Below are 19970 nucleotides of genomic sequence, written 5' to 3' on the forward strand. Positions count from 1 at the left end.
CCGGCGTCGTCCCGCAAGTTCAATCTGCCGAGGTCCGGAATTCCGGACGGGCATGAGGGGATTCAGCGGGTTGCGGGCAGATCTGGGTGCGTTCGACCGGGTACACGAGGCGTTCGAGGAGCAGGTGCGGAAGACGCCCCACCGCTGTGCGCTCGTCGCGGATGACGAGCGGCTGACCTACGCCAGGCTGGACGAGGTCGCGAACACGATCGCGCACACCCTGCTCCGCCGCGGGGTGACGCGCGGTGACCTGGTCGGCGTATGCCTGCGCCGAGGCCGCTGGCTGGTCCCCGCGCTTCTGGGAGTGCTGAAGGCGGGGTGCGCGTACGTCCCCCTGGACCCGGCCGCTCCCGCTGCGCATGGCGCGTCGATCGTCGCGGACTCCCGGCTGTCGCTGGTGGTGGCGGACGAACCGGACCCGGCCGCGCTCGCGGACGCCGACGTGCCGGTGCTGGCCGTCGGGGACGCCGCCGCATCACCCACGACCTCGCCCGCCGTCCAAGGTTCCGGCACGGACCTCGCGTACGTGATCTACACGTCCGGCTCCACCGGCAGGCCGAAAGGTGTCCAAGTCGAGCATCGCAACGTGCTCGCGTTGCTGGTGTGGGCGGCCGCGACCTACGGCGACGACGAACTGCGTGGCGTGCTCGGCGCCGCGTCGGTCTGCTTCGACGCGTCCGTCGCCGAGGTCTTCCCGCCCCTGGTGACCGGCGGGAGCCTGGTGCTCGCCGAGAACCTGCTCGCGCTGCCGGGGCTGGCCGCTCGGGACGAGGTGACGTTCGTCCAGGGCGTGCCGTCCGTGCTGGCGGTGCTGGCGCGCACACCGCTGCCGCGTTCGGTGCGGACCGTCGCGATCGCGGGTGAGGCACTCCACCGGTCGCTCGTCGACCGCCTCTACGCCAACAACGGCGTGCGGCGGATCGTGAACTGCTACGGCCCGACCGAGGCGACGGTGAACTGCTCGTGCCACGAGGTCGGGCGGGACGGACTGGACGACCCGCCGATCGGCACGCCGCTGCCCGGCGCCGCGTTCTCGGTGCGGGACGCCGACGGTCGCGCGCTCGGCGACGACGAGGTCGGTGAGCTGTGGGTCAGCGGGGCGCTCGTGACCCGCGGGTACCTGGGGCAGCCGGAGCTGACCGCCGAGAAGTTCGTGACCGACTCCCGTGGCGTCCGGCACTACCGCACCGGTGACCTGGTCCGGTGCCGCGACGGCGTGCACCATTTCGTCGGCCGCGCCGACGACCAGGTGAAGGTACGGGGCTTCCGGATCGAACCGGGGCAGGTCCAAGCGGCGCTCCTCACCCATCCGGCCGTCGGCAACGCCGTGGTACTCGCGCCCGCCGACGAACACGGGGAGCGCAGGCTCGTCGGGTTCGCCGAACCGGCCGGTGACTCGGTGTCCGAGCCGGAACTGTTGCGGTGGCTGCGATCGCGGCTGCCCGCGCACCTGGTGCCGTCCCGGATCGCCGTGCTGGACGCGATCCCGCTCGGCACGACCGGGAAGGCGGACCGGGCCGCGCTGGCGGCGTGGGTGTTCGACCGCGAGGACACCGCGTACGTCGCCCCGCGCACCGAGGCCGAACGGCTGGTCACCGAGGCGGTCGCGGCCGCGTTCGGGCTGCCGGGGATCGGTGCGCACGACCGGTTCTCCGAGTCGGGCGGGCACTCCCTCGCCGCGGCGCGCGCGGTCGCGCGGCTACGGGAGACCACCGGGAGGGTGGTGACGCTGGCGGAATTCCTCTCCGACGGCACGGTGGCGGCGGTCGCGCGGCGGCTCGCCGACGCTCCGGCCGCGGCTCCCCCGGTGGCGCTGGAAGAACACCCGGGCCGGGAGAGCTACCCGCTGACCGGCACCCAACGGGATCTGTGGACCCTCGCCCAGCTCGGCTCGACCGGCACCGCGACGACCGTCGCGTGGCGGCTGCGGCTACGCGGCCGGGTGTCGATGCCCGCGCTGCGGGCCGCGGCGGACGGGGTCGTGGCGCGGCACGAGGTATTGCGCGGCACGATCGGCGACCACGACGGCGAACCGGTGATGGTGGTGGGCCCGCCGGCGCCGGTTCCGGTGGACGTGCACGACCTGCGCGGGCTCGCCGACGCGGACAGCCGTGCCGGAGAACTGGCCGCGGCCGCCGCCCGGCACGCGTTCGACCTCACCCAGGACACGCCGCTCCTGCGGATCACGCTGCTCCGCCTCGCCGACGACGTGGCCGACCTGGTCGTCGTTTCCGACCACATCGCCACCGACGGCGCGTCCATCGGCGTGCTCATGGCGGAACTGGCCGGCGAGCCCGTTGCTTCCTTCGCACAGGTCGGTGCGGTGGCGGTGCGGGAACAGGCGCTCGCGGAAATGCCCGGCGAACGAGACCGGCTGGCCGCGTACTGGTCGGGCGAGCTGGCGGGAGCGATCCCGCCGGACGCCCTGTTCGACCGCGTCGTGCACGGCCGGCGGCGTTTCGAAGGCGAGCGGATCAGCACACCACTGCCCGAGTCGCTGGGGTCGGCGGTGCGCGCGCTCGCCGAATCGACCGGGGTGACGCCGTTCGCGGTGTACCTGTCGGCGGTGGGGGTGCTGGTCGGCGAACTGGTGCGGGGCCAGGACGTGCTGCTGGGAATGGCGGCCGCGCACCGGGACCGGCCCGAACTCGAACACACCGTCGGACCGCTGGTCGACGTCCTGCCGGTCCGGTTACGGCTCAAGGCGGACACGTCGTTCCGCGACCTGCTGCGCGCGGCGATGACCACGGCGGCGCACGCCATCGACCATCGGGGCCTGCCCAGCGGTGAACTCGCCGAGCTGTGGGGCGGCGACCGGCCGGCCGGGGTACCGCTCACGCCGGTGTCGATCGCGGTGCAACCCGACGGCGTCCCGCTGTCGGCGCACGGGCCGGACACGCGGCTGGACCTGCTCGGCGAGCTGCCGACCGGCGGCAGCCACACCCCGCTGACGGTGTTCGTCAACGCGCACGCCGGCGGTGCCGAGCTGATCGTCGAGCACGACCCGTCGTGGCTCGCTCCCGAGCGCGCCCGCTGGTTCACCCGTTCCCTGCTGCACCTTCTGCGTTCCGCGGTGTCCACACCGGACATCGCCCTGTCCTCGCTGGCACTGACGTCAGACGGGGAGCTCGGCGAGCTGACGACGTGGGGAACCGGCCCCGCACTGCCCGCCGACGACACGGGTGGCGTGCCGGAAGCGGTGTGGCGCAACGCTTCGAGGACACCGCACGCGGTCGCGGTGTCGGCTGAGAGCGGGCAGCTGACGTACGCGGAACTGGTAGGCCACGCCGACCGGATCGCGCGCGTGCTCGCCGCGTCCGGGGTGACGGCCGGGGACACGGTCGGGGTTTGCCTGCCACGTGACGAGTTTCTGCCCGCCGCGCTGCTCGCCGTGTGGCGGACAGGCGCGGGGTATCTGCCGCTCGACACCGAGCAACCCGTCGCGCGGCTGGCCCGGCTCGCGAGTGAGGCCGGCCTGCGGATCGTGCTCACGCGTGGCGGCGCCCAGCCGGTGGCATCGGAAGTCGCCGGCGCGGTGCCAGGTCTGCGCGTGGTCGGTGCCGACCGGACCGACGGAGCGCCTTTCGAGCCGGCGCTGCCGGACGGCGACGCACTCGCCTACGTGCTGTACACCTCGGGGTCGACCGGGCGGCCCAAGGGTGTCGAGATCAGCCACGCGAACCTGCACGCGTTCGTCCGGTCCCGGATGCTCTCCCCCGGCATGACGCGGGACGACGCGATGCTCGCGCTCGCGCCGCTCGCCTTCGACGTGTCCGCCGAGGAACTGTGGTGGCCGCTCGCCACCGGCGCGCGCTGCGTCGTCGCCGACCGCGACAGCGCCGTCGACGGTCACCTGCTCGCGCGGCGGATCGCCGAGGGCGGCGTCACGATCGTCGACCTGACCCCCACGAGCCTGCGGATGCTGCTCGCCGCGGGCTGGGCGGGTGACCCCGCGCTGCGGCTCCTGCTCGGCGGCGAGGTACTCGACCCGGACCTCGTCGCGCGGACCCTGCCGCTGGTCGGCGAACTGTGGAACGGCTACGGCCCGACGGAGACCACGGTCGCGGCGACCGCGCACCGGGTCACCGGCCACGACCGGGACCGTGTCCCGATCGGTTCGCCGACGCCAGGCGCCCGGCTGTACGTCACGGACGAGGCGGGCAGGCTCGCGCCGCCCGGCGCGATCGGTGAGCTGTGGATCGGTGGCAGCGGTGTCGCGACCGGCTACCGGGCACGGCCCGAGCTGACCGCGTCCGCGTTCGTCGCCGACCCGGTGCGGCCGGGCGAGCGCTGCTACCGCACCGGCGACCTCGTCCGGTGGCGGCCGGGCGCGACGCTGGAGTTCCTCGGCCGCGCCGACGACCAGGTGAAGGTGCGGGGCAACCGGTTCGAGCTCGGCGAGATCGAGTCGGTGCTGCGCGCACTGTCCGATGTGGACGACGCGGCGGTGGCGGTGGCCGCGGACGGCGTTGACGCGCACGTGATCGGTTACCTCACGCCCGCGACCGTCGACGCGGCGGCCGTCGAGCGACGGACGCGGCGGCTGCTGCCCGCCTACATGGTGCCGAGTTCGTGGCGCACCCTGGACGCACTCCCTTTGCTGCCCAACGGAAAGATCGACCGGCGCGCGCTACCGCCGGTGCCCGTCGCCCCACCGGCCTCGGCCGCGCCGCTGTCGGCCGCCGAAGCGGTGGTCGCGCAGGTGTGGCGGGAATGCCTCGAACTCGACGAGGCGATCGGCCCGGACAGCGACTTCTTCGCGCTCGGCGGCCGATCACTGGCGGCGACCAGGGTGGTCGGCCTCCTGCGCACCCGGCTGAGACGCCGGATCACCGTCCGCATGGTGTTCGACCACCCGGTGCTCGCCGACTTCACCGCGCGGATCGAGGGGGAAGCCGCCTGCGACGACCGCCCGCTCGTCACCCGCGCGGACCCGGCCGCACCCGCCCCGCTGTCGTCGGCGCAGCGCATGCTCTGGTTCGCGGCGAAGCTCGACCCGGGCAGCGCCGCCTACAACTCCCCCACCGTGCTGCGGATCCGGGGCGCGCTGGACGAGTCGCGCCTGTACGGCGCGATCCGGGCTCTCACGGCACGCCACCACGTGCTGCGCAGCCGGTTCACCGAGATCGACGGGGAGCCGGTCGCGCTCCTCGGCCCGGTCGACGCCGTTCCGGTGTCCACTGTGGACATCGCGGAACCGGCCGCGGCCGCGGCGGTGGCGGCCGAGATCCGGCGGCCGTTCACGCTGGACGCCGCGCCTCCGCTGCGCGTGGTCCTGTTCCGGCTCGCACCGGACCACCACGTGCTGACCCTCACCTGCCACCACATCGCCACCGACGCGGTCTCCCAACGGCTTCTGCTGTCCGAAGTGGACCGGTGGTACCGCTCGGCATCCGACGATCGGCCGCCGCCCGCCCAGTACGCCGACCACGCCGCGTGGGAACGCGAGCAGGGCCGGACCGCGGGGATCGACTGGTGGGAACGGCGGCTGGCGGACCTGCCCGTGTTGCGGTTGCCTGCCGACCGGCCCCGCCCCGCCGTCGCCGACTGGACGGCGGACGAGGTCCCGGTCCGGCTGCCCTCGGACGTCACGGGCCGGGTCCGCGCGATGGCGGGCGACGCCGGGACCACGCCATTCACGATCCTGCTCGCGGCCTGGCAACTGCTGCTCGCGCGGCTGGCCGGCGTACGGGATCTCGCGGTCGCCGTGCCGCACAGCGGCCGCCGCACCGCCGAACTGGCCGGGATGGTCGGCTTCTTCGTCAACACCGTGGCCGTCCGCGCCGACCTCGGGGCCCGGTCGGGCCTCGACCTCGTGACAAGGACACGCGACGCGGTACTGGACGCGTTCGCGCACGCCGACGTGCCGTTCGACGAGGTCGTGCGCCGGCTCGCGCCGGAGCGGGACCCGGCGAGCACCCCGGTATGCCAGGTGATGATGAACGTCCTCGACGAGCAGGCGACCGCGGCGCTCGGCGACCTGGCCGTGACGGTGCTGCCGCAACCGGTCGCCACCGCGCTGTACGACCTGAACCTGGACCTCACCGGCACCGGCGACGGCTACGTGGGCAGACTCGTGTTCCGCGCCGATCTGTTCGACCGCGCCACGATCGAACGGTGGTCCCGCTGGTACGGCACCCTCCTGGACCGGCTCACCGCCGATCCGGACGCCGAACTGTCTACATTGGACATACTGGGCGACGCGGAACGCGCCACGCTGCGCCGCTGGGGTACCGGGAACCCGTTGCCCACCGACCGGACCGTGGTCACCGACGTGCTCGCGCAACGGCCAGGCGCGATGGCGACGTCGTCACCTGCCGGGCGACTGTCCTATGGGGACCTGGCCACCTGGTCGGCACAGGGTGCCCGCGGCCTGCTCGCCGCGGGTGTCACCACCGGCGATGTGGTCGGCGTATGCCTGCCCCGCGACGAATACCTGCCGGCCGGGCTGCTCGCGGTGTGGCGGGCGGGTGGCGCGTACCTGCCACTGGATCCCGGCCATCCCGCGGACCGGATCGCGGCGCTCGCCGCCGACGCCGGGGTCCGGGTCGTCGCCGCCCGCGGCCACGCGCTGGACGTGGCCCGCGTCGCGCTGCCGCATCTGACCGTCGTGGATCTCGGCGCCCCCGTCGCGGACACCCGCGCCCTGCGAGAGCCAGGCCAGGACGACCTCGCCTACGTCCTCTACACGTCCGGCTCGACCGGCGAACCGAAGGGCGTCGCGGTCACGCACCGGAATCTCGCCGCGTTGGTCGACGCCTTCCGCGAAGTCACCGGCGTACGGCCCGCCGACACGTGGCTCGCGGTGGCGCCGCTGGTGTTCGACACGGCCACCGGCGAGATCTGGACGACGCTGACCGCGGGGGCGCACTGCGCGATCGCCGACCGGGACTGCGCCGTCGACGGGCACGCGCTGGTACAGCGGCTCGTCTCGACCGGCGCGACCCACTTCAACCCGACACCGACCACCTTGCGGATGCTCGTCGCCGCCGGGCTTCCCGATCTGCCGGGGCTGCACGTGTTCTCCGGTGGCGAAGCCCTCGACGTCGAACTGGCGCGGCAGCTCGCCGCCCGGGTCGCGAGCCTGCGGAACTGCTACGGACCCACGGAGACCACCATCACCGCGACCACGCACCTCGTGACCACCGCCGACCTGGCCGCCGACCGGCCGATCCCGATCGGCGGACCGATCGGCGGCACCCTGCTCACGGTGGTCGACCCGTTCGGCCAGGTCGCGCTTCCCGGCGCGGTCGGCGAGTTGCGCGTCGGCGGCGCCGGCGTGACACCGGGCTACCTTGGCCGCCCGGAGCAGACCGCGGCCGCCTTCGGCAGCGACCCGTTGCACGGCGGGCGTTCCTACCGCACCGGCGACCTCGTCCGCTGGCGGGCCGACGGCGCGCTGGAGTTCCACGGCCGCGCCGACCACCAGGTGAAGATCCGCGGGAACCGGGTGGAACTCGGAGAGGTGGAGCACGTGCTGCGCACGGTCGCCGGGGTGACCGACGCGGTGGTCGTGGTGCGTGCCGGGGACGGCGAACCACACCTCGTCGGCTACCTCACCCCGTCCACTGTGGACACAGGCGCGGTGGCGGCCTTGCTGCGCGGCCGATTGCCCGGCTACGCGGTGCCGCATCGATGGGTTCCGCTCGACGCGTTCCCGGTCACCGCCACCGGCAAGGTGGACCGCGCCGCGCTGCCCGCACCCTCGGCACCGGCGGGGCCGGACAGCCCGCCCGCGTCGGCGGTCGAGGAACTCATCGCGGTGACCTGGGCCGAGGCGCTCGGCCGAGAGCGGGTCGGCGCGCTGGACGACTTCTTCGGCCTTGGCGGACATTCGCTCGCCGCGACCAAGGTCGTCGGCCGTCTCGGCGAGGCGTTCGGTTTCCCCGTCCCGGTGCGGTGCCTGTTCGACCGGCCGGTGTTGCGGGAATTCGCCACGGAACTGGAACGGATCGCGATGACCGCACTGGCGGACGACAACGCCGATGTCCCGACCGGGAGCACCGCATGACCGACTCACTCGTCACTCCCGCACAGCGACGCCTGCGCGAGCTGCTCGCCGGCCGCGCCACCGCCGCGTTGCACGGCGGGACGCCCGTCGCGAAGGAGCCCGCCATCCCCCGGCTCCCTCGCGACGGGACACCGGTGCCGCTGTCGTCCGCGCAGGCCAGGCTGTGGTTCCTGGCCCGCTTCGAACCCGGCGGCCACGCCTACAACCTGCCGCTCGTGCTCGAACTGACCGGACCGGCCGACGAGACGGCGCTGCTCGCCGCGGTCCGGGACGTCGCCGGCCGTCACGACGTGCTTCGCGGCGTGTACCGGGAGATCGACGGCATGCCGATGCGGTGCGCCGGACCGGCTGTCCCGGTGTCCATTGTGGACGTCACATCGGCGGAGCTGGACGCCGAGGTAGCCGCCGAGGCCACCCGGCCGTTCGCGCTCGAAGACATGCCACCGATGCGGGCCGTGCTGTTCCGCGTCGCCGCCGACCGGCGGGTGCTGGCGCTGACGTTCCACCACATCGCGATGGACGCCCCGTCGGTCGCCGTCGTGCTCGACGACCTCGCCGCCTGTTACGCGGCCCGCCTCGGCGTCCGGGGCATGCCGCCGCCACCGCCTCTTCAGTACGCGGACCTGGTGGCGTGGAACGGTTCCAGGCCGGACACCGCCGAGGCCGGCCTGGATTGGTGGCACGAACGGCTCGCCGGGCTCCCCCCGGTGCTGGAGCTGCCGACCGACCGGCCCCGTCCGGCCGTGGCCGGGGACGAGGGCGCCGAGGTCGGCGTCGAGGTGCCCGCGGCGCTCACCGCGCGGCTTCGGGAGATCGGCCGCACCACCGGCGCCACCCCGTTCATGGTGTTCCTGGCGTGCTGGCAGACACTCCTCGCCAGGCTGGCCGGGACGACCGACGTGCCGGTGGGTGTGCCGGAGTCCGGACGGCGCCATCCGGACGCCGAACGGGTCGTCGGCTGCTTCGTCGGCACGCTGGTGCTGCGCACCGACCTGGCCGGGGTGACCACCGGCCGCGAACTGCTCGCCGCCGCCCGTGACACGGTGCTCGACGCGTTCGCGCATACGGACGTGGCGTTCGAGCGGATCGTGGAGCGGGTCGCGCCACGACGCGGGCTCGACGCGTCGCCGATCTTCCAGGTCATGCTCAACGTGCTCGACGAACCGTCGCGGGCACCCGAGCTGCCCGGTCTGGTCACCCGGGTCACCGAACCGCCGGTGCGCAGCGTCAAGTTCGACCTGAACCTCGCGCTGTCCCGGTCCGGCGACGGCTATTCGGGCGGGCTGTCCTACCGCACCGACCTGTTCGACCAGGGCACCGCTGAGCGGATCGCCCGCTGGTTCGTCACGCTCGTCGACGGGATCACCGCGGACCTCGACCGGCCGGTGGCCGAGGTGCCGATCGAAGCCGTCACCGCCCCGGTGCTGGCGGGACCGGAACCGGACCGGGGCGAACTCCGCCCCGTGCACACGCTGATCGAAGACACCGTCGACCGCTGCCCGGACCGGGTGGCCGTGGTCGGCGCGACCGGCACGCTCACCTACCGGCGGCTCGACGAACGCGCCAACCGGATCGCGCACCGGTTGCGGGCGCTCGGCGTGCGTGCCGACGAGCCGGTCGGGCTGCTGCTCGAACAGGGCACGGACGTGGCGTGCGCGGTGCTGGGCATCATGAAGTCCGGCGGCGCGTACCTGCCGATGGACACCACCTATCCGCGGGCGCGGGTGGCGGCCATCCTCGCCACCGCGGGCGCGCGGATCCTGCTCGCCGAACCGGGCCTCGGCGTCACCGTTCCCGGCGTCACCGTCCTGACCGTCGACGACGCGGTCGTGGACCAGCCCAGCACCCGGCCGGATGTCCCGGTCGCGGGACACGACCTGATCCACGTGATCTTCACGTCCGGTTCGACCGGTGCGCCGAAGGGTGTCGCGGTCGAGCACCGCAACGTCGCGCACTACCTGTCGGGCATGCTGCCCCGGCTCGGCGACGTGGCGGGCGCGTCGTTCGCGGTCGTCTCCACCCCGGCGGCCGACTTCGGCCTCACCTGTGTGTACGGCGCGCTGACCACCGGCGGCACCGTCCACCTGGTCGAGCGGGACACCGCGATGGATCCGGAGGCCTTCGCCGGGTATCTGGCCGAGCATCCGGTCGACGTGCTCAAATGCGTGCCCAGTCACCTGGAACTCCTTGCCCGGCACGGGGATCTGGCCGCCGTGCTGCCGAGGCGGCTGCTGATCCTCGCCGGTGAGGCATGTCCGTGGTCGCTCGTCGAGCGCGCCGAGGCGGCCCGCCCCGGCCTTCGGGTGCAGAGCCACTACGGGCATACCGAGAGCACGATGATCTCGATGACGTGCGACGTGGCGACCGTCCCGCCGCACGAGCGCACCGGATACGTGCCACTCGGCACGCCGCTGCCCGGGGTCGTCGGCCATCTCGTCGACGCGCGCGGCGCGGTCGTGCCCGGGGGCATGACCGGTGAACTGGTGATCGGCGGACCGCAGATCACCCGCGGCTATCTGGGCGACGACACGCAGACCGCCGCCCGGTTCGTGCCCGATCCGCTGGGCACCGGCGTGCGATGCTTCCGCAGCGGCGATCTGCTGCGGGTGCGTGCCGACGGCGCCGTGCAGTTCCTCGGTCGCGCGGACGACCAGGTGAAGGTGCGCGGCCACCGGGTGGAACTGGGCGAGGTCACCGCCGCCCTCCGCGACGTCGACGGGGTGGCCGAGGCCGTGGTGCTGCCGGTCGGCGACGGCCTGGACCGCAGGCTCTCCGCCTGGCTGGTCGGGCCGGGGCTCGACGTGGCGACCGTCCGCCGGACGCTGCGGGAACGCCTGCCCGACTACCTGGTGCCCGCCTCGATCACGGTCCTGGATCGCTTGCCGCTCAACGCGAACGGCAAGATCGACCGGGCGGCGCTGCCGGACGTCGCCGAGCGGGAACCCGCCGCGCGGAGGCCGGTGGCGACCCCGGCGGAACGGCTCGTGGCGCGGGTCTGGGGCGACGTCCTCGGGAACGCCGACATCTCCGCTGACGACGACTTCTTCGCCGCGGGCGGTCATTCCTTCGCCGCGGTACGCGTGGCGGGGCGGCTGGGCGAGGCGCTGCGCCGAGACGTCGCCGTGCGCACGGTGTTCGAGCACCCGGTGCTGGCCGACCTCGCCGCCGTACTGTCCGCCGACCCGGGTGGCGCGTTCGGTGGCGCGCCCATCCCCGTGCGGCCGGACCCCGAAGCGCCCGCGCCCTTGTCGTCGGCGCAGGCGCGGCTGTGGTTTCTCGAACTGCTCGGCCCGGGTTCGGCCTATCACGCCGATCTCGTGCTGCGGCTGCGCGGGCCGCTGGACGCGGCGGCGATGGTGCTCGCCGTGCGGGACGTCGCCGCCCGGCACACCGTCCTGCGCAGCGTCATCGAGGAGCGGGACGGCACCCCGGTCGCCGTGCCGGTGCCCGCCGACCGGGTGCCCGTGTCCATTGTGGACATCACGGCCGATCGGGTGGACGCGGCGTGCCGGGCGGAGCTGGCCCGGCCGTTCGCGCTCGACCGGGAACCGCCGCTGCGGGCCTCGCTGTTCCGGATCGCGGCCGATGAGCACGTCCTCGCGCTCACCGTGCACCACATCGCGACGGACAACTGGTCGCGCGGCGTCATCGGCACGGATCTCGCCGACGCGTACACCGCGCGGCTCGCGGGATCGGCACCGGACGCGCCCCTGCCCGTCCAGTACGCGGACTACGCCGCCTGGCTGGCCGCCCGCGAGCGCGACGAGGACCTGGGCTGGTGGTGCGACCGCCTGTCCGGGCTGCCGCCGCTGCTCGCGTTGCCGACCGACCGGCCCCGCCCGGCGGTGGCCGACTGGTCCGGCGGGCACGTCCGGTTCGCGCTCCCCGCCGCGCTCACCGCACGCGTCCGGCAGGTCGCGGCCGAGGCAGGCGTGACGCCGTTCATGGTGCTCCTGGCCTGCTGGCAGGAACTGCTCGGCCGCCGCGCCGGGACCGACGACGTCGCCGTCGGCGTGCCCGAGTCCGGGCGGCATCACCCGGACGCCGAGTCGACGGTGGGTTGTTTCGTGAACACGCTCGTGTTGCGCACGGACCTCGGCGGCGACCCGACCGTGCGGGAGTTGCTCGGCCGGTCCCGCGAGACCGTGCTCGGCGCGTTCGCGCACGCCGAGACGCCTCTCGAAAGGATCATCGAGCGGCTACGGCCGGAGCGGTCCGTGGCCGCGACGCCGATCTTCCAGGTATTGCTGAACGTCCTCGACCAGCCTGCGACGCCGCCCGCCATCCCGGGTGTCGAAGTGACGGCCGTCCGCGACGCGGGCGAGCAGGTGAAGTTCGACCTCAGCATGGTGCTGGTCAACGACGGCGACACCTACCTCGGTGGCCTCGCCTACCGGGCCGACCTGTTCGACGCCGTCACCGCCGAGGGGATCGTCGCCGACTTCCAGGCGCTCCTGACCGGCATGCTGTCCACTGTGGACCAGCCGGTCGCCGCGGTCGGTCCGGCCCGCGCCGGGTCCCGTCCGGTCACCGAGGCCATTCCCGCGCCGGTGAAGGGTTCCCGTGCGCCGGAAACGCCGGCCGAGCACCGCATCGCCCAGGTTTGGGCGCAGGTGCTCGACGTGCCCGAGGTCCGTGCGGACGACGACTTCTTCGCCCTCGGCGGCCATTCGTTCACCGCGGTCCGCGCGGTCCGGTTGATCGACGAGCGGCTCCGGGTCATCGACCTGTTCCTGCACCCGACCGTCCGCGAACTGGCCGCCCACCTCGACGCCGGGCGGGAGACCGACGGGCGCCTGCTGCACCGCCTCTCCCCCGCCCGCGCGGGCACACCGGATCTGACGCTCGTCTGCGTGCCCTACGGCGGCGGCTCGGCCGCGGTGTTCCAGCCGCTGGCCACCGAACTCGCCGCCGCCGCACCGGAAATCGACCTGCTCGCCGTCGAGTTGCCCGGCCACGACGTGGCCCGGCCCGACGAGGCGTTCCGCACCCTCGACGAGGTCGTGAACCTGCTGGCCGACGAGATCGGCCGGACCGTCACCGGCCCGGTCGCGGTGTACGGGCACTGCGTCGGCTCCGCGGTGGCCACCGCGCTCGCCGCCCGGCTCGAAGCCGACGGCCGCACCGTCGCCGGAGTGGTCGTGGCGGGCAGCTTCCCCTCCGCGCGCCTGCCGGGCAGGCTTTCCGCCTGGCTGCAACGCCGGTTCCCGCGCGAGCGCTGGGTGGCGGACCGGCTCTACCGGGACACGCTGCGGGCCACCGGCGGACTGCTGGACGACATGGACGAGGCCGCGAGCGCGGCGATGCTGCGGGCGCTGCGGCACGACGCCGGACAGGCGCAGGCGTGGTTCGGCCGCGCACTCGACCCGGACACCGGACAGGAACCCCGGCTCACGGCACCGGTCCTGTGCGTGGTCGGGTCGAGCGACCCGGCGACCGAGCTGTACCAGGAGCGGTACCGGGAGTGGGGCGTCTTCGCCGACCGCGTCGAGCTGGCCGTGCTGCCCAAGGCCGGGCACTACTTCCTGCGTCACCAGGCCGCCGAGGTCGCCGCGCTGCTGCGGGACCGGCTGCCCCGCTGGGCCGCCGGTGACCTGCCGCCGGAAGTCGTCGACGTCCCGGTCGCCGCGACCGAGACCCGGCGCGGGCTGCGCGCGTTCTACACCGTGGCGGGTGGCCAGGCCGTGTCGATGATCGGCAACGAGCTGAGCGCGTTCGCGCTCGGCGTGTGGGCCTACCAGCTCAGCGGACGCGTCATCGACCTCGCGCTGGTCGTGTTGCTCGCCCGCGTGCCGAGCATGCTCCTGACACCGGTCGGCGGCGCGCTCGCCGACCGGGTGGACCGCAGGCGGATCATGCTGTGCTGCGACCTGACGAGCGGCGCGGCGATGGCCGCGCTCGCCGTGTTGGTCGCCTTGGGACGGCTCGATCTCATGGCGGTCTGCGTGATCGTCGGGGTGATGTCGGTGGCGTCGGCGTTCCACCGGCCCGCCTACCTGGCGGCGATCGCCCAGCTGGTGCCGAAGCCGTATCTGCCGCAGGCCAACGCGCTCGCCGACATGGGCGCCGGGCTCGGCACCGTGCTCGGGCCGGTCCTCGGCGGTGTCCTCATGGGACTGTCCGGGCTGACCGCGGTCGTCGCGGTCGACGTCGCCACGTTCGCGATCGGGGTGACCACCCTCGTGCTGGTGCGGTTCCCGAAGCGGCTGTTCTTCACCAGGGTCGAACCGTTCGCGAAGGCGGTCACCGGCGGGTGGAAGTTCGTGCTGCGCCGCAAGCCGCTGCTGGTGATGATCGGCTATTTCGCGGTGGTCAACTACTTCACCGCCGTGATGTGGGTGGGACTCACCCCGCTGGTCCTGTCGATCGGTTCGACGGGCGAGCTGGGGGTGGTCAGTGCCGTCGGCGGTATCGGCGCGGCGGTCGGCGCGCTCGTCGTGATCACCTGGGGCGGCACCGCGCGCCGTTCCACCGGCATGATCGCCTTCGTCATCGGTTCCGGGCTCGGGGTGGCGCTGATGGGCGCGTGGCCGTCCGTGTTCGTGGTCGCGGCCGGGCTGTTCGTGCGGCTGGCGTGCATGAGCATCGGCAACGCGCACTGGCTGTCGATCATCCAGACGAAGGTCGGCCAGCAGCTTCAGGGCCGGGTGCTGGCGATCAACGTCATGCTGGCCACCGCCATGCAACCGCTCGGGTTCCTGACCGCGGGACCGCTCGCCGACCGGCTCGGCGGCTTCGCCACGCTGATGGCGGTCTCCGGTGCCGTGCTGGTGGTGTGGGGTGTGCTCGGGCTGCGGTACCGGCCGCTGCGCGACATCGAGGAGCTGCTGCCGGACGCGGCACCACCGGCCGAGATCGACACCGACCTCGACCGTGTGCAGGCCCTCGCCGACCGGAACCTGGCGCGGTGACGCCGATGTCCTCCCTCGTCACCCCGGCCGACCTGCGCTCGGCCGCCGAGCGGATCCGGCACGCCGTGCACCGCACCGCCCTGCTCGGGCCGGTCGGCGATCTGTGGCTCAAGCCGGAGCACCGGCAGCGGACCGGTTCGTTCAAGGCACGAGGCGCGCTCAACGCGGTCTCCCGGCTCACCGCGAGTCATGTCCTCGCCCAGTCGTCCGGCAACCACGGGCGTGCGGTGGCCTACGCGGCGGCACGCCACGGCCTGCGCGCCACGGTCGTCCTGCCGGACACCGCGCCCGTGTTGAAGATGGACGCGGTACGCGCGCTCGGCGCGCACGTCGTGGTCGTACCGCCCGCGCTGCGCGAGCGGACCACGGCCGAACTGGCGGCGCGGACCGGCGCCACCGTCGTCGGTTCCGCCGACTTCGACGTGATCGCCGGGCACGGCACGGTCGGCGCCGAGATCGTGACGGATCTGCCGGAGGTGCGCACCGTCCTGGTGCCGGTGTGCAACGGCGGCCTGCTCGCCGGGGTCGCCGCCGCCGTGAAGGCCTTCTCCCCCGGCGTCCGTGTCGTCGGCGTCGAGCCGGCGCTGGCCGGGGACGCGGCCGAGTCGCTGCGGATGGGCAGGCTGGTGCGGTGGCCGGTTGAGCGGACCTACCGCACGATCGCGGACGGACTGCGCGCGCCGGTGCTCGGCGAACTCGCCTGGCGGCACATCAAGGCGCTCGTGGACGACATCGTCACCGTCGACGAGGACGGCATCGTCGCCGCGCAGGACTTCTTGTCCGACCGGTTCGGTGTGCTCGCGGAGCCGAGCGGTGCGGTGGCGACCGCCGCCCACCTGACCGGACGGTGGCGTGGCCCGACCGTGGCGGTCGTCTCCGGCGGCAATGTCGCGGCCACGGTCCCGGCGGCCAGGGGAGAGCGGGTGTCCGTTGAGCACGGGTGACCTGAGCGGAGTGCTCGCGACGATCGGCGGCACGCCGCTGGTCGCGCTGGAGCGGGTCGTGCCGATCGCGGGCGTCCAGGTGTTCGCGAAGATGGAGAAGTTCAATCCCGGCGGCAGTGTCAAGGACCGCACCGCGCTGCACATGCTGCGCGGCAAGGTCCAGTCCGGTGAGCTGGTACCTGGCCGGTCGGTGGTGGTGGAGTCGACCTCCGGCAACCTCGGGGTCGGCCTCGCCCAGCTGTGCGCCTACTTCGGGCTCGACCTGATCTGCGTTGTCGACACCCGGACGACCGCGCAGTCCCTCGCGCTGTTGCGGGCCTACGGCGCGGCGGTGGAGATCGTGTCCGCTCCGGGCGGCGACCTGCTCGGAGCGCGGATCGCGCGGGTGCGGGAATTGGTGTCACTGCTGCCGGACGCGTTCTGGCCCAACCAGTACGAGAACCCGCTCAACGCGGCCGCGCACGAGCGGACGATGGCCGAGATCGTCACCGCGCTGGACGGACGGGTCGACTACCTGTTCTGCTCGGTCGGCACCGGCGGCACGCTGCGCGGCTGCGCCGACCACATCCGCGACCACGGCCTCGCCACGAAACTGGTCGCGGTCGACGCGGCGGGCAGCGCCATCTTCCACACCCCGACCGAGGAACGGCTGATCCCCGGGCACGGTGCCGGGCGGCGGCCGCCGCTGGTCGGCTCGGTCGATTCCGCCGGTGCGATCAGCGAAATCGTCCACGTGACGGACCTGGAATGCGTGCGTGCCTGCCGTCTGCTGGTGGCGCGTGAAGCGATCCTGGCAGGCGGGTCGTCGGGCGCGACCGTGTCCGCGCTCGGCAAGCTGCGCCATCGCATCCCCGCCGGATCCCGCTGTGTGCTCGTCTTCCCCGACGACGGCAACCGCTACCTCGACACCATCTACTCGGATTCCTGGGTACTCGAGCACTTCGGCGAGGTACCCGAGGTCAAAACCCGGCCGTTGACCGCCGCCCGGTAAGGAGAAACCTTGCGCCACCTCATTTCGCTCGACGATCTCACCGACGAGGACCTGCGTTCCGTCGTCGCCAGGGCGACGCGACTGGCCGACGACCCTCGGCAGGCGGCCACGTCGCTGTCCGGCGAGGTCGTGGGCATCTACTTCAGCAAGACCTCCACCCGTACCCGCACTGCGTTCTCCTCGGGCGCACTGCGGCTCGGCGCGCGCGTCATCTCCTACGGGCCGGGCGACCTGCAGATCAACACCGGAGAGTCCATCGAGGACACCGGGCGGGTGCTGTCCAGCATGCTCGACGCGCTCGTGGTGCGCACCGCTGGCGATCCGGCTGAACTGCGGGCCATGGCCGACCAGAAGCGGATGTCGGTGGTCAACGCCATGACCGCGGACGAGCACCCCACCCAGGCGCTCGCGGATCTCACCACGATGGTCCGCCGGTTCGGGCGCGTCGACGGGCTTCGCGTGCTGTACCTCGGCGAGGGCAACAACTCCGCGGCCGCGCTCGCGCTGGCGCTCACCCGGTTCCCCGGTACCGAACTGCAGCTGCGCACACCGCCCGGCTACGGCCTCGATCCCGAAATGCTGGCGCGGGCGCGGTCGCACGCCGCACGCCATCAAGCGTCCATTGTGGAGCGTCATGACATGGACGACCTGCCCGTGTCCGACGTCGTGTACACCACGCGGTGGGAGACGACGGGGACGACCAAACCGGACCCCGACTGGCGCGAGGTTTTCGCGCCGTTCCAGGTGACGCGGGCGTTGTGGCGCACCAGCCCGGACGCGGTGTTCATGCACGACCTGCCCGCGCACCGCGGCGAGGAGGTCACCGCGGAAGTACTGGACGGCGGGGACAGCATCGCGTTCGCCCAAGCGGAGAACAAGATGTACAGCGCGATGGCGGCACTGGAATGGTGCCGCGGCAAGGATTCGGCATGAGCGAGCAGTGGTACGACCAGGCGGACACGGGGCTGGCGGGCGCGGGCCGGGTGCTCGTGCTGTCGCGCGCGGACGTCCGGCGCTGCCTGGCGAGCATCGACCCGGTCGACGTCGTGCGGCGGACGCTGGCCGACCACGACCGCGGCGAGAGCCTGCTCCCCGCGGAGGCGTATCTGCGGTGGGAGAACTCGCGGGGCGCGTACACCCGGTCGATCGGCATGCCCGGCGCGGTGGGGCCGCACCACGGCATGAAGATCATCAACGCCAGCGTGTCCAACCCGGCGGCGGGCCTGGAACGCGCGGGAGGACTGGGCCTGTGCTTCGACGCCGAGACGGCCAGGGTCACGTCGATCATGGAGGCCGGCCTGCTGAGCGCCGTGCGCACGGCGGCGGTGAGCGCGGTCGGCGTCGATGTCACGGGTTTCGCCGGTGCCGGTTCGCTCGCGATCGTGGGCTGCGGAGCGCAGGGGCGGATGCACGCGGCGCTGCTGACCCGCAGGCTGACGGCCCTGCGCGCGGTGTCGCTGCACGACCGTGACCCGGCCGTCGCCCACCGCCTCGCGGACCTGCTCTCCCGCGACGGCCTCGCCGTGACCGTGCACGACAAGGCTCGCGACGCGGTCGTCGCCGGCGAGATCGCGGTCTTCACCACCACCGCCGACGAGGGTTACGTGACCCCCGACTGGGCGCGGCCCGGCGCGCTGCTGGTCAACGTGTCCCTGGGCGACCTCGCGGACGAGACGTTCCTCGACGCCGCGGCACTGTACGTGGACGACCTCGACCTGGTGGCGGACAACCCGCGCCGCCCGCTCGGCCGCCTGATGGGCGCCGGGCTGGTCACCCGCCCATCGGACGGCACGGCGAAGCCGATCGACGGCACCTTGGGCGGGCTGCTCACCGGCCGGTACACCAGCCGCGGCACCGCCAGGCCGCACGTCGTGCTCAACCCGTTCGGCATGGGCGTGCTGGACGTGGCGCTCTACGGCGCCATCGCCGCGCGAGCCCGGCACTGGGGCGTCGGGTCGCTCGTCGATCTCGGCTGATGACCGGTTCGGCGTTTTCGAACAACTTCGATCAAGGTCACCGCTCAAGATCACTATGCCGGTCCGCGCGGCGCCGATAATGTCTGCCGTGGCCAGGTAAATAGCTGATGGAAAATCACTTACGCGGCCGACCTATCGAATTACCGGAAAGAGATGAACGTTGAAGAAATGGACGACACGGGTCACGGCCGGTCTGGTGGCCGCGGGCATGGTGCTCGCCGCGCAGGCCGCGCCGGCGGTGGCTGACGAGCAGGCGGACGCCACCACGGTCGCCGAATCAGGGGTCGACGAAGGCACGGCCGAGGTCGAGCTGACCGAAGAGGCCCCGGAGAGCGGCGACGTCACCGCCGCCGACTGCGGCGACTGGCGTCGCGCCGTGGCCGGCTACGGCAAGTGGGCGGTGAGCAAGTACGGCTGTGGCTACATCAGCCCGGATTCGAAGAAGAACCCGCAGCACCGCCGCTACACGTGGAAGATCCCGGCAGGAAGCAACGGCCGGGTCTGCGTCCAGGCGGAGGGCCACTACTGGAGCACCAAAAAGAAGAAGAGCGTCTCGACCTGGACGACGGCGGGCTGCGGAACCGGCGGCACCGTTGTCGTGCGCTGGTCGGGCCCGCCGAAGAAGGGCGGCGGTTATCTCGGCCTCGCCTCGACCCCCCGGGTGCGGGCGAAGGTCCAGCCGGGCTTCGGCGGCGCCGCGTACGTCTGGAAGTGAGCCGGTCACCACGGATCCGGGACATCGCCACTCCCCCTCGATGGCGCCCCGGATCCGTGGTGCGGCGTGGGTCGTGAGCGGCAAGGAGGGTTCCAACCCTCTTTCTCACTCACGACCCCTTTATGAAACCACTCAAACCGGACCAATCAGGTACCACCCTTGCAGAGGGAGGCCTTTGTGGACAGTCGGGTCGGTGGTGGCGTCCGCAAGTGGCCGTGTGCGGCCGGAGCGTGTCGCGAAAGCCACGTTCGCGACGCCTGATGTCCCGAAAGTGGCTTTCGCGACATCTGGGCGCCAAGACCGCCAACAGGACTTACAGGACACCGCCTAGCTTGAGTTTTAACCTGTTCGTCGGGGTCGTGGGTTGGTGGTCTTGGGTTTCTGTCTGTGGCTGGGTTTCTGTCTGTTTGGGCTGGTCGCGG

The 19970-nt window shown here is 73.0% G+C and carries 7 protein-coding genes; all 7 read left to right on the plus strand.

Annotated features, from left to right (window positions below; translation table 11 throughout):
* Positions 1–52: 52 nt before the first annotated feature.
* Positions 53–8011 (plus strand): amino acid adenylation domain-containing protein, encoded by a 7959-nt coding sequence (locus tag ACFVM3_RS33185; protein ID WP_378443858.1) that lies wholly within the window; start codon positions 53–55, stop codon positions 8009–8011.
* Positions 8008–14922 carry an amino acid adenylation domain-containing protein gene (locus tag ACFVM3_RS33190; RefSeq protein WP_378443859.1) on the plus strand — a complete coding sequence of 2305 codons (6915 nt, stop codon included), beginning with the start codon at positions 8008–8010 and terminating at the stop codon, positions 14920–14922. Before ACFVM3_RS33185 ends, ACFVM3_RS33190 begins: the two co-directional genes overlap by 4 nt.
* 5 nt (positions 14923–14927) lie before the next feature.
* Complete coding sequence (locus tag ACFVM3_RS33195) at positions 14928–15866, plus strand: threonine/serine dehydratase (RefSeq protein ID WP_378443860.1); 939 nt, start codon at positions 14928–14930, stop codon at positions 15864–15866.
* A complete protein-coding gene (sbnA, locus tag ACFVM3_RS33200; protein ID WP_378443861.1) occupies positions 15853–16857 on the plus strand; it encodes a 2,3-diaminopropionate biosynthesis protein SbnA in 1005 nt (334 codons plus the stop codon). Before ACFVM3_RS33195 ends, sbnA begins: the two co-directional genes overlap by 14 nt.
* Before the next feature lie 9 nt (positions 16858–16866).
* A complete protein-coding gene (locus tag ACFVM3_RS33205; RefSeq protein ID WP_378443862.1) occupies positions 16867–17790 on the plus strand; it encodes an ornithine carbamoyltransferase in 924 nt (307 codons plus the stop codon).
* Complete coding sequence (locus tag ACFVM3_RS33210) at positions 17787–18833, plus strand: ornithine cyclodeaminase (protein WP_378443863.1); 1047 nt, start codon at positions 17787–17789, stop codon at positions 18831–18833. Before ACFVM3_RS33205 ends, ACFVM3_RS33210 begins: the two co-directional genes overlap by 4 nt.
* 160 nt (positions 18834–18993) lie before the next feature.
* Positions 18994–19548 carry a hypothetical protein gene (locus ACFVM3_RS33215; protein WP_378443864.1) on the plus strand — a complete coding sequence of 185 codons (555 nt, stop codon included), beginning with the start codon at positions 18994–18996 and terminating at the stop codon, positions 19546–19548.
* Positions 19549–19970 lie beyond the last annotated feature (422 nt).

Source organism: Amycolatopsis sp. NPDC057786 (assembly GCF_042797905.1).
Taxonomy (GTDB): Bacteria; Actinomycetota; Actinomycetes; order Mycobacteriales; family Pseudonocardiaceae; genus Amycolatopsis.

What these genes read in the sequence shown, in the direction of transcription:
- ACFVM3_RS33210 (WP_378443863.1), top strand. Translation starts at nt 17,787, where the DNA reads ATGAGCGAGCAGTGGTACGACCAGGCGGACACGGGGCTGGCGGGCGCG.
- ACFVM3_RS33190 (WP_378443859.1), top strand. Translation starts at nt 8,008, where the DNA reads ATGACCGACTCACTCGTCACTCCCGCACAGCGACGCCTGCGCGAGCTG.
- ACFVM3_RS33195 (WP_378443860.1), top strand. Translation starts at nt 14,928, where the DNA reads ATGTCCTCCCTCGTCACCCCGGCCGACCTGCGCTCGGCCGCCGAGCGG.
- ACFVM3_RS33185 (WP_378443858.1), top strand. Translation starts at nt 53, where the DNA reads ATGAGGGGATTCAGCGGGTTGCGGGCAGATCTGGGTGCGTTCGACCGG.